This window comes from Nonomuraea sp. NPDC003804 (assembly GCF_040610675.1).
GTDB lineage: Bacteria > Actinomycetota > Actinomycetes > Streptosporangiales > Streptosporangiaceae > Nonomuraea.
Genome location: NZ_JBEXMT010000006.1, coordinates 76973 through 91572 on the forward strand (window position 1 = coordinate 76973; position 14600 = coordinate 91572).

Annotated in this window: 17 protein-coding genes and 1 pseudogene; 5 read left to right on the forward strand and 13 right to left on the reverse strand. The window is 71.9% G+C overall.

What is annotated here, in order from left to right; all coding sequences use genetic code 11:
* Nucleotides 1-6 precede the first annotated feature (6 nt).
* The 6 genes and pseudogenes from ABZX22_RS09965 to ABZX22_RS09990 form a co-directional block, all read right to left on the reverse strand.
* Nucleotides 7-339 carry a hypothetical protein gene (locus ABZX22_RS09965; protein WP_354907261.1) on the reverse strand — a complete coding sequence of 111 codons (333 nt, stop codon included), beginning with the start codon at nucleotides 337-339 and terminating at the stop codon, nucleotides 7-9.
* Nucleotides 336-1229: a YihY/virulence factor BrkB family protein gene (locus ABZX22_RS09970; protein WP_354907262.1), complete on the reverse strand. Its 894-nt coding sequence runs from the start codon at nucleotides 1227-1229 to the stop codon at nucleotides 336-338. The genes ABZX22_RS09965 and ABZX22_RS09970 overlap by 4 nt, the downstream gene beginning before the upstream one ends.
* 8 nt (nucleotides 1230-1237) lie before the next feature.
* Nucleotides 1238-1936: a hypothetical protein gene (locus ABZX22_RS09975; protein ID WP_354907264.1), complete on the reverse strand. Its 699-nt coding sequence runs from the start codon at nucleotides 1934-1936 to the stop codon at nucleotides 1238-1240.
* Nucleotides 1937-1981: 45 nt separating this feature from the next.
* Nucleotides 1982-2125 (reverse strand): annotated as a pseudogene (locus tag ABZX22_RS09980) (phage holin family protein); the annotation flags it as partial.
* A gap of 113 nt (nucleotides 2126-2238) precedes the next feature.
* A complete protein-coding gene (locus tag ABZX22_RS09985; protein WP_354907265.1) occupies nucleotides 2239-2385 on the reverse strand; it encodes a hypothetical protein in 147 nt (48 codons plus the stop codon).
* The gene (locus ABZX22_RS09990; protein ID WP_354907267.1) at nucleotides 2382-3119 is read right to left on the reverse strand and encodes a methyltransferase domain-containing protein; all 738 of its coding nucleotides are present in this window, start codon (nucleotides 3117-3119) and stop codon (nucleotides 2382-2384) included. Before ABZX22_RS09990 ends, ABZX22_RS09985 begins: the two co-directional genes overlap by 4 nt.
* Before the next feature lie 109 nt (nucleotides 3120-3228).
* Between ABZX22_RS09990 and ABZX22_RS09995 the strand changes: the two genes are divergently transcribed.
* From ABZX22_RS09995 to ABZX22_RS10015, 5 genes are read left to right on the forward strand one after another with little or no spacing between them, the layout of a single operon-like run.
* Nucleotides 3229-3954, forward strand: a complete 726-nt coding sequence (locus ABZX22_RS09995) for a sugar phosphate nucleotidyltransferase (RefSeq protein ID WP_354907268.1) — start codon at nucleotides 3229-3231, stop codon at nucleotides 3952-3954.
* Nucleotides 3951-4811, forward strand: a complete 861-nt coding sequence (locus ABZX22_RS10000) for an NAD(P)-dependent oxidoreductase (protein ID WP_354907269.1) — start codon at nucleotides 3951-3953, stop codon at nucleotides 4809-4811. The genes ABZX22_RS09995 and ABZX22_RS10000 overlap by 4 nt, the downstream gene beginning before the upstream one ends.
* Entirely contained in the window at nucleotides 4808-5710 is a 903-nt protein-coding gene (locus tag ABZX22_RS10005; protein ID WP_354907270.1) for an endo alpha-1,4 polygalactosaminidase, read from the forward strand. Before ABZX22_RS10000 ends, ABZX22_RS10005 begins: the two co-directional genes overlap by 4 nt.
* Nucleotides 5711-5712: 2 nt before the next feature.
* Nucleotides 5713-6960, forward strand: a complete 1248-nt coding sequence (locus tag ABZX22_RS10010; protein ID WP_354907271.1) for a nucleotide sugar dehydrogenase — start codon at nucleotides 5713-5715, stop codon at nucleotides 6958-6960.
* The gene (locus ABZX22_RS10015; RefSeq protein WP_354907272.1) at nucleotides 6957-7898 is read left to right on the forward strand and encodes an NAD-dependent epimerase/dehydratase family protein; all 942 of its coding nucleotides are present in this window, start codon (nucleotides 6957-6959) and stop codon (nucleotides 7896-7898) included. Before ABZX22_RS10010 ends, ABZX22_RS10015 begins: the two co-directional genes overlap by 4 nt.
* Nucleotides 7899-7966: 68 nt before the next feature.
* Here ABZX22_RS10015 and ABZX22_RS10020 read toward each other — a convergent pair whose 3' ends face one another.
* From ABZX22_RS10020 to ctaD, 7 genes are all read right to left on the reverse strand, one after another.
* Nucleotides 7967-8905 (reverse strand): diacylglycerol kinase family protein, encoded by a 939-nt coding sequence (locus ABZX22_RS10020; RefSeq protein WP_354907274.1) that lies wholly within the window; start codon nucleotides 8903-8905, stop codon nucleotides 7967-7969.
* Between the two features lie 158 nt (nucleotides 8906-9063).
* Nucleotides 9064-9405, reverse strand: coding sequence for a fumarate reductase subunit FrdD (gene frdD, locus ABZX22_RS10025; protein ID WP_354907275.1), 342 nt, complete (start codon nucleotides 9403-9405; stop codon nucleotides 9064-9066).
* Nucleotides 9402-9785: a hypothetical protein gene (locus ABZX22_RS10030; RefSeq protein ID WP_354907276.1), complete on the reverse strand. Its 384-nt coding sequence runs from the start codon at nucleotides 9783-9785 to the stop codon at nucleotides 9402-9404. The genes frdD and ABZX22_RS10030 overlap by 4 nt, the downstream gene beginning before the upstream one ends.
* Nucleotides 9782-10636, reverse strand: a complete 855-nt coding sequence (gene sdhB, locus ABZX22_RS10035; RefSeq protein ID WP_354907278.1) for a succinate dehydrogenase iron-sulfur subunit — start codon at nucleotides 10634-10636, stop codon at nucleotides 9782-9784. Before sdhB ends, ABZX22_RS10030 begins: the two co-directional genes overlap by 4 nt.
* Nucleotides 10637-10722: 86 nt before the next feature.
* Entirely contained in the window at nucleotides 10723-12456 is a 1734-nt protein-coding gene (gene frdA / locus ABZX22_RS10040) for a fumarate reductase (quinol) flavoprotein subunit (RefSeq protein WP_354907279.1), read from the reverse strand.
* A 3-nt stretch (nucleotides 12457-12459) separates the two neighbouring features.
* On the reverse strand, nucleotides 12460-12693 hold the full coding sequence (locus ABZX22_RS10045; protein WP_354907280.1) for a hypothetical protein: 234 nt from the start codon (nucleotides 12691-12693) through the stop codon (nucleotides 12460-12462).
* Between the two features lie 91 nt (nucleotides 12694-12784).
* Nucleotides 12785-14470, reverse strand: coding sequence for a cytochrome c oxidase subunit I (gene ctaD, locus ABZX22_RS10050; protein ID WP_354907503.1), 1686 nt, complete (start codon nucleotides 14468-14470; stop codon nucleotides 12785-12787).
* Nucleotides 14471-14600 lie beyond the last annotated feature (130 nt).

Genomic DNA, 14600 nt, shown 5'->3' on the forward strand with positions numbered 1-14600 from the left:
GGCACCCTACTGCACGGTGATCGCCACCGTCGCCGCTCCCTGGCCGGTGATCTCGACGCGCGTGCTGCCGGGGTGCTTGGCGTTGAAGACGAAGTAGGAGCGGTCGTCGGCGTGCTCCTCGCTGATGAAGGAGGCCACCTTGGCGTCGGGCACCTGCTTCAGCTCCCAGTCGCCGTGCGGCAGCGCCACCGAGAAGCGCTGCCCCTTGCCGATCTGGACCTGCGTGGTCGCGCCCGGGACGCCCTCGACGACCTTGCCGAGGTCGCTGACCGCGCCACCGCCACCGCACCCGGCCAGGCCGAGCGCGATGATCACGGCCACCACCGCACGACGAATCATGTCGGCAGCGTATCGGGCGCGGGCGGGTCCCGCGGAACCGCATAGGGCTCGGCGTCCGCGGGGTGTCCCTCCGCCATGCGCTTGCCCCTGATCAGCTCGGCGTCGAACTCCGCGCCGAACAACACCGCCATGTTGGACAGCCACAGCCAGATCAGGAACACCACGACCGCGGCGAGCGTGCCGTAGGTCTTGTTGTAGGAGCCGAAGTTGGCCACGTACAGGGCGAAACCGCCGGAGACGATCATCCACAGCACGACCGCGACCAGCCCGCCCGGGGTGATCCAGCGCAGCCCCGGCTGGCGCACGTTCGGCGCCGCCCAGTACAGCACCATGATGAGCCCCGCGGCGATGAGGGCGAGCACCGGCCACTTGGCGATGTCCCAGACCGTGACCAGCGTGTCGTCGACGCGGAGCCGGTCGCCTGCCACCTCGGCCACCCGGCCGGTCAGGGTGACGGCGACCGCCCCGGCCGCCAGCAGCACCATGACCAGCAGCGTCAGCCCGAGGCGCAGCGGCGTCAGCTTCCAGAACGGACGACCCTCCCGGATGTCGTAGATCGCGTTGGCCGCGCGGATGAAGGCCGCGATGTACCCCGAGGCCGACCAGAGCGCCACGAGCAGGCCGACGATCGCCAGCGCTCCTGCGCCGGTGCTGCGCACCCCCGCCAGCCCCTGGAGCAGCAGGTCACGCACCTCGGCCGGGGCCAGGACGGCGATGCCGCCGAGCACCGTGGCCGCGTCGTCCCTTCCGACCATGCCGAGCAGCGAGACCAGCACGATGAGGGCGGGGAAGATCGACAGGACACCGTAGTAGGTGAGCGCCGCCGCCCAGTCCTGCACGCCGTCGCGCCGGAACTCGGCGAACGCCCGCCTGAGCGCGCTCCACCACATACGCCTACCTACTTCTTGCCTCGCCGCATCAGCCTCCGGGCCACGAGCAGGGCCACGACGCCGGCGGCCACGGCCGCCAGGCCCGGCCGGCGCCGCGCCTGCGCGCCCACCTTGTCGGCGGCGTCCCTGACGGGGTCCGGCATCCGGTCGGTGACGGCGACGACCCGGTCCCTGGCCGCGCCGGCCACCCCGCTCGCCCTGCCCTTGAGGTCGGCCTTGTTCACCATGGCCTCGACGGTGCCGCCCAGTTCCCCGCGGGTCCCGGCGATCTCGTCGCGCCCGCCGCCCTGCCCGGGCCCGCCCGCCACCAGCCGGTCGGTGCTCGGCCGCGGCGTGGCCGCGGCGCTCGCGCCGCTCCGGCCGCCCGGGCCCGGCCCGCCGGAGACCTGGCCACCACCGGAGTCCTGGCCGCCGGAAGCCTGGCCACCGGGAACCTGCTCGCCGAGGACCTGGCTACCGGAGACCTCGGCGGGCTCGTCGTCCCACTTGTCCGCCTCGCCGGCCCTGTCGTCGGGGATCGGGCCCTCGGGCACGAACTCCTCGTGCGGCCTGCGCGCCTCGGCCGCGGCCTCGGCGTTCTCCGCCGCCCCTGCCCTGGTGGGCGGGACGTTGACGGACTCGTGGTCGGTCGGGGTGCCCACCGTGGCCCTGCGCGCGCCCACGTCGCCGGCGTGCGCGTCGCTGAAGCCCGGATCGGTCTCGGTCATCGTCGTCCCCTCTCTCTCACCACGTCGATCCACGTCGATGTCGGTCCTGAGGCTCTCGTTCGCCGCAACGGGCGCCGGCGATGCCGCCTGTTCGCCCTGCTTCCTACCGATAAGACCAAGTACGGCGGCAAGAATGAGCAAAACTCCGGCCACGATTGCGGCCGTGGCCCGTGGCGGCGGCAGCGCGACGACGACACCGACGACGCCGGCGACACGGACGGGTCGCCGGCCGGCTCAGTCGTGCAACGGTGCCGCTCGGTGTTCATGGAGGGAGCGACTACCCGCCCCGCGGCGGGGAAACCTCAGCGCTTGGCGGCCTTCAGCAGCGCGTCGAGCACGCCGAGCACCGAGGAGCCCGGCACCTCGCACCACGGGGCGGGAGGAGCCGGTCGCTCGCACCACGGCTGGGGTGGTCGCGGCCGCTCGCACCAGTTGCCGGGACGTTTCATGCTTCCTGTCTACCACCGATGAGGTGTGTCAGCGCGGCCACTGCTCTGTAGGGGTCGGTACGGCCGGCGATCTCCTCGCAGTCGATCAGCGCGTCCAGGTCGTCCGGCACGGGCGTCGCGTCGGGGGCCGGGTCGGTGAAGACGCGCACGCCGTACCAGTGCGTCACCTCCAGGCCGCGCGCCGCCAGCGCCGCGGTGAGGTCGGCGCGGCGGTCGGCCCGCGCGCGCACGCCCAGCCTGTTGGTGTAGGCGTCGGCGGTGAAGGCGGCCCGGGTGGCCGGCCAGTCGCCCGCCAGGCCGGGCCGCATGGCCAGCGCGTCGCCGTTGCGCACCAGCAGCGACAGGAACCCGCCCGGCCGGACCAGTCGTGCCAGGTCGGTGAGCAGCGGACCGGGGTCGGCGAAGTACATCAGCACGCCGTGGCACAGCACCACGTCGAACGAGGCGGGCGGAAACAGCGCCGGCAGCTCGGACAGGTCGGCGCGCACGGTCGTGACCCTGCCAGGGGGCAGCAGGCCGAGCAGGTCCGCGGAGGTGTCGACGCCGGTGACGTCGTGGCCGCGCTCGGCCATGCGCAGCGCCTGGGTGCCCTGGCCGCATCCGGCGTCGAGCACGCGGGCGGGCGCGGCGGGCAGGTGCCTGTCGAGCTGCCGGGTGACCAGCTCCTGTCGGACGACGTTGCGCAGTTCGCCGAGACGGTGCCGCCAGCGGTCCTCGGCGTTCTCGAACCCCACGCCTACCGACCCTAGCCCTGCGGGAGAAACCGCAGAGGAACCGAAGTGAAACCCGGCGCGACGACACTCGCTGCATCGCACGCCTGTCCCACCCCTGAAAGGGATGTTCATGCATGTCGTCATATTGGCGGGCGGCAAGGGAGTGCGGCTGCGGCCGTACACCTCGGCGCTGCCCAAGCCGCTGGTGCCGATCGGCGAGGAGTACGCGATCCTCGACATCATCCTGCGCCAGCTCGCGGCGCAGGGCTTCACCAGCGTCACCCTGGCCGTCGGCCATCTGTCCCCGCTGATCAGGGCGTTCGTCGGGGACGGCGCCCGGTGGGAGCTGGCCGTCGACTACACCGAGGAGGTCGCGCCGCTGTCGACGATCGGGCCGCTGTTCTCGATCAGGGACCGGCTGCCCGAGCACTTCCTGGTCATGAACGGCGACGTCCTGACCACGCTGAACTACGCCGACCTGCTGCGCGGCCACGCCGCCTCGACGGCGCCGCTGACGGTGGCCACGGCCCCCCGGGTCGTCAAGATCGACTTCGGGGTGCTGGAGGCCGCCGGCGGGCACATCACGGGCTTCAGGGAGAAGCCTCTGCTCAGCTACCTGGTCAGCATGGGCGTCTACGCCCTGTCGCGCGGCTGCATCGAGGGCTATCCCGAGGGGATGGCCTTCGGCTTCGACGACCTGGTGCTCGACCTGCTGGCGCGCGAGCGGCCGCCGGCGGTCTTCGAGTTCGACGGCTACTGGCTCGACATCGGCCGCCCCGACGACTACGACGAGGCGAACGCCCGCTTCGAGGAGATCAGGCCGCTGCTGCTGCCGGAGCCGGAGCGAGCGCTGTGAGGGTGCTGCTGCTCGGCGCCTCGGGGTTCCTCGGCCGCCAGGTCAGGCTGCTGCTGGACAACGACCCCCGGGTCGGGGAGGTCGTCTGCGCGGGTCGGGAGCGGCTCGACCTGCTGGCCGCCGACGTCGCCGCCGTGACCGGCCTGCTGGCCCGCGTCCGGCCCGACGCGGTGCTCAGCTGCGTGGGGCGGATGGCGGGCGGCCCCGACGAGCTGCTGCGCGGCAACGCGGGCGTGGTCGCCCTGCTCGTGGAGGCCATGGCCGCGGTCGCGCCCGCCGCCAGGCTGGTACGGCTCGGCTCGGCCGCCGAGTACGGGCCCACGCCGTACGGGAGCTCGGTCCGCGAGGACGACCCGGCCAGGCCGGTCACCGCCTACGGGGTGAGCCACCTGGCCGGAACCGGGCTGGTCGCCTCGGGACCGGTGGACGGCGTGTCGCTGCGCGTCTTCAACCCGGTGGGGCCCGGCCTCACACCGGTGAACGTGCTGGGCCGGGCGGCCCGGCTGCTGCGCGAGGGGAAGGACGACATCACGCTCGGCCCGCTCGGCGCGATGCGCGACTTCGTGGACGTGCGCGACGTCGCCGCCGCCGTGGTGGCCGCGACCTTCGCGGACCTGGGCGGCGAGCGGGTCCTCAACGTGGGGTCGGGGCGGGCGGTGCCGGTCCGCGACGCCGTGGCGCTGCTGGCCCGCGCGCTGGGCTTCGACGGCGGGATCCACGAGATGGCGGGGGGATCCGACCGGTCGGGGGCGGCGCCGTGGAGCCAGGCCGACATCACCCGGTCGATCAAGGTCCTCGGCTGGCGTCCCGTCCACGGCCTGGCCGCGTCGGTCGCGGCCATGGCGGAGGAGCGATGAGGCGGCTCGCCCTCGCCCTGCTGCTCACGGTGAGCGCCTGCGCCTCCGCCCCCGGCGCCACAGGACTGCTCGACGTCACCTCCTTCACCTACGTGCTGACCGGCTATCCCGGCGGCCGGCTGGACACGGTGGCCGCCGCGCCGCACCGGCTGGCCGTCGTGGACCTGTCGCGCGACGGCACCGCCGCCGGCTACTTCACCGCCGCCGAGATCGCCGCGGTGCGCGAGAGCGGCAAGACGGTGCTGGCCTACTTCGAGATCGGCTCGCTGGAGGAGTTCAGGACGGAGTTCGCGCGCCTGCCCGCCGGGCTGCGGCTGAACGTCTGGCCGGACTGGCCCGACGAGCACTTCGTCGAGTACTGGGACCCGTGGTGGTGGGACCGGGTGATCAGGCCCCGCGTCGACCAGGCCATGCGGGCCGGCTTCGACGGCGTCTACCTCGACACGCCCCTGGCGTACGAGGAGATCGACCTGGCGCGCGTGCCCGGCGAGACCCGCCACAGCCTCGGCAGGAAGATGGCCGACCTGATCGTCCGGATCAGCGCCTACGCCAAGGCCGTCCGCCCCGGCTTCCTCGTCGTCCCGCAGAACTCGCCCGAGCTGCGGCACCACGGCGGCTACACCGCCGCCATCGACGGCATCGGCATGGAGGAGCTGTTCTTCATGGCCACCGACCGGGCCTGCGCGAAGGAGTGGTGCGCCGGCAACCTCGCCGAGGCCGCCGCCCTGCGCGCCACGGGCAAGGCCGTCCTGGCCACCGACTACGCCGCCGCCCCCGGCAACCGCCGCGCCGCCTGCGCGGCCTACCGCCGGCACGGGTTCGCGGGCAACGTCACCACGGTCGACCTGGACCTGGTGAGTCCCCCCTGCGGGGTTTTCCCTCGGGAAGGAAAGGAGTGACGATGCCGAAGACCGTCGGCGTTGTCGGCATGGGATACGTGGGCCTGACGCTCACCGCGGCACTGGTCCGCAAGGGTTTCACGGTCCACGGCGTGGACGTCGACCCTGCCGTCGTGGAGGCGCTGTCGCGCGGGCGGATCCACGTGTTCGAGCCGGGCGTGCAGGAGGTGTTCGACGAGCACCTCGGCGGCCGCGTCCGCATCGGCGCGGCGCTGCCCGGCGAGCCGCTGGACGCGGTGATCCTGTGCGTGTCCACGCCCGTCGACCTCGCCACCGGGACGCCACGCCTGGACGGCCTGGCCGCCGCGGCCGAAGCGTGCGGGCGGCAGCGCCTCGTGGTGGTGCGCTCGACGGTACCGATCGGCACCAGCCGCTCGGTCGTGCTGCCCCGCCTCGAGCCCGGCACCCGCCTGGTGATGGCGCCCGAACGCACCATCCAGGGGCAGGCGCTGCGGGAGCTGGTCGAGCTGCCCCAGGTGATCGGCGGGCTCGACCAGGACAGCCTCGAGGCGGGGGTCGAGCTGTCCGAGGGACTGGCCGACCGGATCGTCCCCGTCTCGAGCCTCGAGGCGGCCGAGATGGTCAAGCTGGCCAACAACTGCCACACCGACCTGATCTACGCCTACGGCAACGAGCTGGCGCTGATCGCCGAGCAGCACCGGCTGGACCCGCTGGAGGTCATCGGCGCGGCCAACCTCGGCTATCCGCGCCCCGACCTGGCCAAGCCCGGCTACGTGGGCGGGGGCTGCCTCACCAAGGACCCGTACCTCATGCGGGCGAGCGCCACCACCTCGCTGGTGGGCCACGCCCGCGCGCTCAACGAGCGCCTGCCGTCCCATGTCGCCGAACGGCTGGTCGCGCTGATCCGTGAGACCTTCGGCGAGACGGACGGCGTCATCCTGTCGGTGCTCGGCTGGGCCTACAAGGGCTGGCCGGCCACGGACGACATGCGCGGCACTCCCGTCGAGCACATGATGCCGGTCTTCACCAGGGCGGGGCTGACCGTCCTCGGCCACGATCCGCTGGTCGCCGACGAGGTCATCGCCCGGTACGGCGGGCGGCCCGTCAGCCTCGACAAGGCCTTCGCCGAGTCCGACGCGATGCTGATCGTCAACGACCACCCCGACTACCGGGGGATGACGGTCGGCGACACCCCGATCAGGGTGCTGTTCGACTCCTGGCGCATCCTCGACGCCGACGGGCTCACCGGACGGGGCATCCGCTACGCGGGGATCGGATACACGCGATGAGAGTCCTTCTGCTGGGCGGCGCCGGCTTCATCGGGCTCCACCTCGCCAGGCGCCTGCTGGCCGACGGCCACGCCGTCACCCTTGTCGACGACTTCTCCAGGGGAAGGCGCGACCGCGACCTGGAGGGCATGCCGCTGGACGTGCGCGACGCCGACCTCACCGATCCCGCCTCCTACCGGGCGCTGGAGCACGGCTGGGACCAGATCTACCTGCTGGCCGCCGTCGTCGGCGTCCGCAACGTCGAGCGGCTCCCCGCCAGGGTGCTGCGCGTCAACACCCTGGCGCTGATGCACCTGCTGGACTGGATCAGGCCCGGCGAGCCGCTGTTCTACGCCTCCACCAGCGAGGCGTACGCGGGCGGCGTCACCGCCGGGCTGGTGCCGGTGCCGACGCCCGAGAGCGTCCCGCTGGTCATCGAGGACGTGGCGGCGCCGCGCTTCTCCTACGCCATCAGCAAGCTGCACGGCGAGGCGGCGGTCCTGCACGGCGCGCACGCCGTCGTGGGCCGCTTCCACAACGTGTACGGGCCGCGGATGGGCGCCGACCACGTGATCCCCGAGCTCGCGCTGCGCGCCCTGCGCGGCGAGAACCCGTTCCGGCTGTACGGCGGCGAGCAGACCCGGGCGTTCTGCCACGTCGAGGACGCGGTGGAGGCGATGGTGCGGCTGATGGCGACACCCGCGGCCTTCGGGCGGATCGTGCACATCGGCGACGACACCGAGGAGACGACCGTCTCCGACCTGGCCAAGCTGGTGCTGCGGCTGGCGGGCCAAGACCCGGTCATCGACCCGGTGCCCGCGCCGGCCGGCTCGGTGGCCCGCCGCTGTCCCGACATCTCCCTGCTGCGGGAGCTGACGGGCTTCGAGCCGCGGGTGCCCCTGGAGGAGGGTGTCAGGCGGACGTTCGACTGGTACCGGCGCATCTCGCCCGGCGCCTGACCCTGGTGGCCGCGCCTGCCGGGACCGCGATCCCGTCCCGGCAGGCCGCGGGTCCGGCCGGGCGGCGCTCAGCTGTCCTGGAAGTCCGGTGGCACCATCACGCGCACCCCGTTGGGCACCACGCGCAGCCTGATCGGGGTGCGCAGCCGTACCTCGCCGTCGACGTCGGCGGCCATCGGCGGCTCGGTCTCCAGCAGCATCTCGCGCCCCATCACGAACGGCCCGCCGGCCAGGCTGCGCCACCTGCCGGTGGTGGCGCGCACCAGCGTCTCGCCGAGCAGGCGCAGCTTCTTGCCGGAACCGAGCTGGTAGGCCACCAGCATGCCGTTGTCGATGCTGATGTCGCGGGCCACCTGCCAGCCGCCGTGGAAGCGGCCGTTGGCGATGTTGAGCTGGTCGGTGAGCAGCTCGTGCCGCTTGCCGTCGACGGTCAGGACGGCGCGGAACGGCTTGTGGCCCGGGATGATCGTCAGGGCGGTCAGCGGGTAGGCGGGGCGGCCGAGGATGCGCTTGAGCCACGGCTTGACCGTGCCGGCGACCTCGACCGAGACGCCGAAGCTGGCCAGGTTGGCGAACGGCCGGTCCTCGGCCATGCCGAGGTCGATGTCGGCGACCTTGCCGGTGTCGAAGACCCGGATGGCGCCCGCCAGGTCGAGCGGCAGGCCGAGGCTGCGGGCGAAGTTGTTGGTGGTGCCGAGCGGCAGCACGCCGAGGGCCACGTCGCGGTGGGCGACGTGGCGGACCGCCGACGACAGCGTGCCGTCGCCGCCGCCGACGACCAGCAGGTCGGGCTTGGTCTCCAGCGCCCTGTCCAGGTGCGCGCGCAGCCGCTTGGGGTTGACGACGGAGTACTCCGCCAGCGGCTCGAAGCCGAGCGCGTGGATCTGGTCCAGCACCTCGAAGTAATGGCGGCGGCCACGGCGGGAGCGCGTGTTGATCACCACGGCGATCCTGCGGTCCCTGCGGATGGCCTCGGTGTGCTCAGCCTTGCTGCGGAGCTCGGTCATGGTTGACATGGTAGGGCCGCCGGGCGCCTGGCCCGGCGGCCGGTGATCGCCGCGTGCGCATGGGGATCCCGGCATGGCCGCCGCCGGCGCCCTCTCAGAGCGGCCCCCGGCGGCAAAGCAACGTCAGAACAGCTCTGTCACATGTCAGCACAGCCCGGTCAGAACAGCAGCACGGCGGCGACGACCGTGCCGGCGATCGCGGCGCCGTAGCAGGCGACCGCGAGGGCGCGGTCGAACCTGGCGATGCCGAGGATCTCCTCACTGGTGAACCTGATGCGGTGGGCGGCGTGGGACAGGCAGAGCGCCACGACGACGACCAGCGCCAGCCGTACCGGGAGGGGGTCGAGCAGGGCGGCGAGCCGCGCCTGCGCCGGCCAGTCGAGCACGCCCAGGGGCATGAGCACCCCGAACAGCAGGACCAGCACCGGCAGCAGCAGCGCGGCGACCACGCCGCCGGCGCTGAACAGCAGCCACAGGTACGGCTCCGGCGTGCGTCTCATCGCAGCACCGCCCACGCCAGGACGGCCGAGACCAGCAGCCACGCGGTGTGGTTGCCGCCCTGGATCATGAAGGCGGGCACCCGCCAGCCGTCCAGCCTGACGACGGTGGCCTTGGGCGCCAGGTTGAGGAAGGTGACCGCGTGGAAGGCGGTGGCGGCCAGGGCCAGCACGTTGAGCGCGATCATCCACGGCCGCGCGGCCAGGGCGGCGAACTCCTGCAGCGTGCCGCCGGTGACGGCGGCGACCAGCAGCAGCAGGTAGGCGACCGTCCAGGCGACGAAGAGGCTGGTCAGTTCCCTGGCGACGAAGAGCGCGTAGGAGCGCGAGCGCAGGAACCACAGCCGGTCGCGGGGCGGCCGGTAGGCGCCGGCGGCCGTCATCGCCTGCTCCACGGCAGGACCGACCGCATGGCGGCGGTGACCTTGTAGCGCTGGATCGCCTCGGCGGGGTCGACGTGCTTGGGGCAGACCCTGGTGCACTCGCCCACGAACGTGCAGCCCCACACCCCCTCGTCGCCGCCGAGCAGGTCGAGCCGGTCGCCCTGGTCGCGCGAGTCGAGGTTGTAGCGCTGGGCGAGCGCGATGGCCGCCGGGCCGAGGAAGTCGGGGTTGAGCACGTAGACCGGGCAGGCCGAGTAGCACAGCATGCAGTTGATGCACATCGAGTACTGCTTGTAGGCCTCGAGCTGCTCGGGCGTCTGGGCGTACTCGGCGGTCAGCGGCAGCTCCTCGCCCTCTCTGATCAGCCAGGGCCGCACGTGGGAGAGCTTGGCGAGGAAGTCGTCGATCTCCACGACCAGGTCGCGGATGACGGGGAAGCCCTTGAGCGGCTCGATCCTGACCGGTCCGGCGCCGAACTCGGTGAGGAAGGTGCCGCAGGTGAGCCTGGGCTTGCCGTTGACGTTCATGCCGCACGATCCGCACACGCCCATCCGGCACGACCACCGGAACGTCAGCGTGCCGTCCAGCCGGTCCTTGACGTGGTTGAGGCCGTCGAGGACGGCCCAGTCGTCGCGCATCGGCACGTCGAAGGACTCGAACACCGGTTTCTCGTCCCGTTCGGGGCGGTACCGGCTGATCTCCAGCCTGATCGTGGCCGGGGCGTCCTGCGCGGCGGGCTGCCCGGTGTCCGGCCCGGTTTCCCGCGCTGTGTCCTGCGCTGTGTCCTGCGCTGTGTCCTGCGTGCCGTCGCCGCCGGCCGGCGCCGGCTCCTGGCTCGACCTGATGCTCATCGGCCTCCCTTCCCCATCGCCCCTTCTTCGTCGCCCCGTCTTCAATCGCCCGTCTTTTGCCGCCCCGTCTTTCCGCCACCGGTGGCTCAGTCACGGCCGTACACCCGCCGGCCGGGCGGCCAGCGGGTGAGCGTGACGGGCAGCAGGCCGACCGACGGCAGGCCGGACGGCGCGCGCTGGACCAGGGAGTGGGCCAGGAACTGCGCGTCGTCGCGGGCCGGGAAGTCGAGCCGCTGGTGCGCGCCTCTGGACTCGGTCCTGCCGAGCGCGCACGCCACGATCGTCTCGGCGACGTCGAGCATCGCGTGCAGCTCGAGCAGCGAGAGCAGCTCGGTGTTGAACGTGGTGCTGTCGTCGTCCACCCGGGCGTCCACCGCGCGTTCCCGCAGCGACGCCAGCGTCTGCGCCGCCTTGGCGAGCGTCTCGCCCGTCCGGTAGATACCCGCCGCGCCCTCCAGCGTCTGCTGCATCTCCTCGCGCAGGTCGGCGATCCTCGGCCCGGTGCCGCCGCCGTCCAGCGCGCGCCGCAGCCGCCGCCGCTCGTCCTCCCCCTGGCCGCGGACGGCCGCGGCCTCGCCGTCGCGGTGGGCTGCGGCGAACCTGGCCGCCGCCGCGCCCGCCCGCGCGCCGAAGACGAGGATCTCGGGCAGCGAGTTGGAGCCGAGCCGGTTGGCCCCGTTGATGCTCACGCACGCCGTCTCCCCCGCCGCGAACAGGCCCGCGATCGGGGTGGCGCCGTCGAGGTCGGTGTGGACGCCGCCCATCATGTAGTGCACGACGGGCCGGACCGGGATCAGGTCGGTGGCGGGGTCGAGGTTCTGGTAGCACCTGCACAGCTCCCTGACGAACGGGATCCGCGCCTCGATCTTCGCCTCGCCGAGGTGGCGCAGGTCCAGGTAGACGACGGGGCCGTAGGGCGTCTCGGCGGTGCGGCCCCTTTCCTGCTCGCCGACGAAGGCCTGCGAGAGGCGGTCGCGGGGGCCGAGCTCCATGCTGCGCAGCCGGGGCGTGTCGGTGGGCTGCCCGAGGTCGTAGTCCTGCAGGTAGCGGTAGCCGTCCTTGTTGACCAGCCAGCCGCCCTCGGCGCGGGCCGCCTCGGTGATGAGGATCCCGGTGAACGGCAGGCCGGTCGGGTGGTACTGGACGAACTCCATGTCCTTCAGCGGCGCGCCCGCCCGGTAGGCCAGCGACATGCCGTCGCCCGTCTTGATCGCCGCGTTGGTGGTGAACGGGAAGACCCGCCCGCAGCCGCCGGTGGCCAGGATGACGGTCCTGGCCGCGATCGTCTCGACCCGGCCCGTCCTGATCTCGATGGCGACCACGCCGTGGACGCGGCCGTCGTCGACGATGAGCCGGGTGACGTACCACTCGTCGTACCTGACGATCTCCTGGTACTTCAGCGTGGTCTGGAAGAGAGTGTGGAGCAGGTGGAAGCCGGTCTTGTCGGCGGCGTACCAGGTGCGCAGGCGCTTCATGCCGCCGAACGGCCGGACCGCCACGCGCCCGTCGGGCTCCCTGCTCCACGGGCAGCCCCAGTGCTCGAGCCGGATGAGCTCGCGCGGCGCCTCGGCGACGAACGCCTCCACCGCGTCCTGGTCGCACAGCCAGTCGCCACCCGAGACTGTGTCGTAGGCGTGCTCGTCGAGGGTGTCTCCGATGCCGATCACCCCGGCCGCGCCGCCCTCGGCCGAGACCGTGTGGCTGCGCATGGGGTAGACCTTCGACACGACCGCCACCGTCAACGAGGGGTCGGTCTCGGCGACCGCGATCGCCGCCCGCAGACCGGCCCCGCCTCCCCCGACAATGAGCACGTCGATCATGTGTCAGCTCCCGTGGTCGGGCTGGTCCTGATCCCGGATGCGCCTGCCGTCGTGGCGGATGACGCTGAGGTGGATGCTGCCGTCGTGATACTCGTGCCGGATCCTGCGGCATCCGCAGTCGAAGTACTGGTCCTTGATCACCAGGCCGTAGCCGTCGTCGTCGACCAGCCGTTCACCGCCGGACTCACGGCCGCAGGGCGCGGTCTCCGGACTGAAGGGAGTGCGTGTACCTGTCATCGCCGATCTCCCTAGATTGGCGAAACGTCCTTTTCCACGTAAGCACCGGGCCGGGGATCGGGCCAGCCCCGATCTGGTACGGCCCGCCACGTCATGGCGGGCCGCCGGGCCCGCGTTCCTCGGCGCCCAGCTCGGCCGCCCGGACCTCGTCGACCTGGCGAGACTGCGCGGCCACGCGCGGGTAGTGCAGGTCGAAGGCGGGCCGTTCGGAACGGATCTGCGGGATGCTCACGAAGTTGTGCCGGGGCGGCGGGCAGGAGGTCGCCCATTCCAGCGAGCCGCCGTAGCCCCACGGGTCGTCGATGGTGACCTTGGGCGCGGTGCGCCAGGTCTTCCAGACGTTGTAGAGGAACGGCAACGTGGAGGCCCCGAGCAGGAAGGCGCCCACCGACGAGATGAGGTTCAGGGTGGTGAAGCCGTCGGTGGGGCTGTAGTCGGCGTAGCGGCGGGGGAAGCCGACCATGCCCAGCCAGTGCTGGACGAGGAAGGTGGTGTGGAAGCCGATGAACAGCGTCCAGAAGTGCACCTTGCCGAGCCGGTCGTCGAGCATCCGCCCGGTCATCTTGGGCCACCAGAAGTAGAAGCCGGCGAACATGGCGAACACGACGGTGCCGAAGACCACGTAGTGGAAGTGGGCGACGACGAAGTAGCTGTCGCTGATCTGGAAGTCCAGCGGCGGGGAGGCGAGGATGACGCCGGTCAGCCCGCCGAGCAGGAACGTGACGAGGAAGCCGATCGCGAAGAGCATGGGGGTTTCGAAGCTCAGATGGCCGCGCCACATGGTGCCGATCCAGTTGAAGAACTTCACCCCCGTGGGCACGGCGATGAGGAACGTCATGAACGAGAAGAACGGCAGCAGGACCTGGCCGGTCGCGAACATGTGGTGCGCCCACACGGTCATCGACAGGCCCGCGATGGCGATGGTGGCCCCTACCAGGCCGATGTAGCCGAAGATGGGCTTGCGGCTGAAGACCGGGATGACCTCGGTGACGATGCCGAAGAACGGCAGCGCGATGATGTAGACCTCCGGGTGGCCGAAGAACCAGAACAGGTGCTGCCACAGCATCGCGCCACCGGTCTCGGGGGCGAAGACGTGGGTGCCGAGCTTGCGGTCGGACTCCAGCACGAGCAGCGCGGCGGCCAGCACCGGGAAGGCCATGAGCACGAGCATGCTGGTCAGCAGCGTGTTCCAGGTGAACAGCGGCATCCTGAACATCGTCATGCCGGGGGCGCGCATGCCGATGATGGTGGTGATGAAGTTGACCGAGCCGAGGATCGTGCCGAGCCCGGACATCGCCAGGCCCATGATCCACAGGTCGCCGCCGGGGCTCGGCGAGAACGTCGCGGTGGACAGCGGGGCGTAGGCGAACCAGCCGAAGTCGGCCGCGCCGCCGGGGGTGGCGAAGCCGGCCAGCACGATGATGCCGCCGAACAGGAACAGCCAGTACGCCACGGCGTTCAGCCGCGGGAAGGCCACGTCGGGCGCACCGATCTGCAGCGGCATGATGACGTTGGCGAACCCGGCGAACAGCGGCGTGGCGAACAGCAGCAGCATGATCGTGCCGTGCATGGTGAACAGCTGGTTGTACATCTGCTGGGTGACGAACTCCAGGCCCGGCTGGGCCAGCTCGGCCCGGATGATCATGGCCATGACGCCGGCGACGAGGAAGAAGACGAACGAGGTGATCAGGTAGAGGTACCCGATGACCTTGTGGTCGGTCGTCGAGAGCCACGCGGCGATGACGGTGCCCGTGTGGCGTCGTCTGACCTGCTGCATCGAGGTCTCGCGAACTGTCGTCACGGTTGCTCCCCCTCCACGCGGAGTGTTGCCCCGATCACTCCATTTGACGCCAATGCCCGCCGTACCGGAAGCCATCTGCTCGTTTTTCTCGTGGTCGTGCTGACCT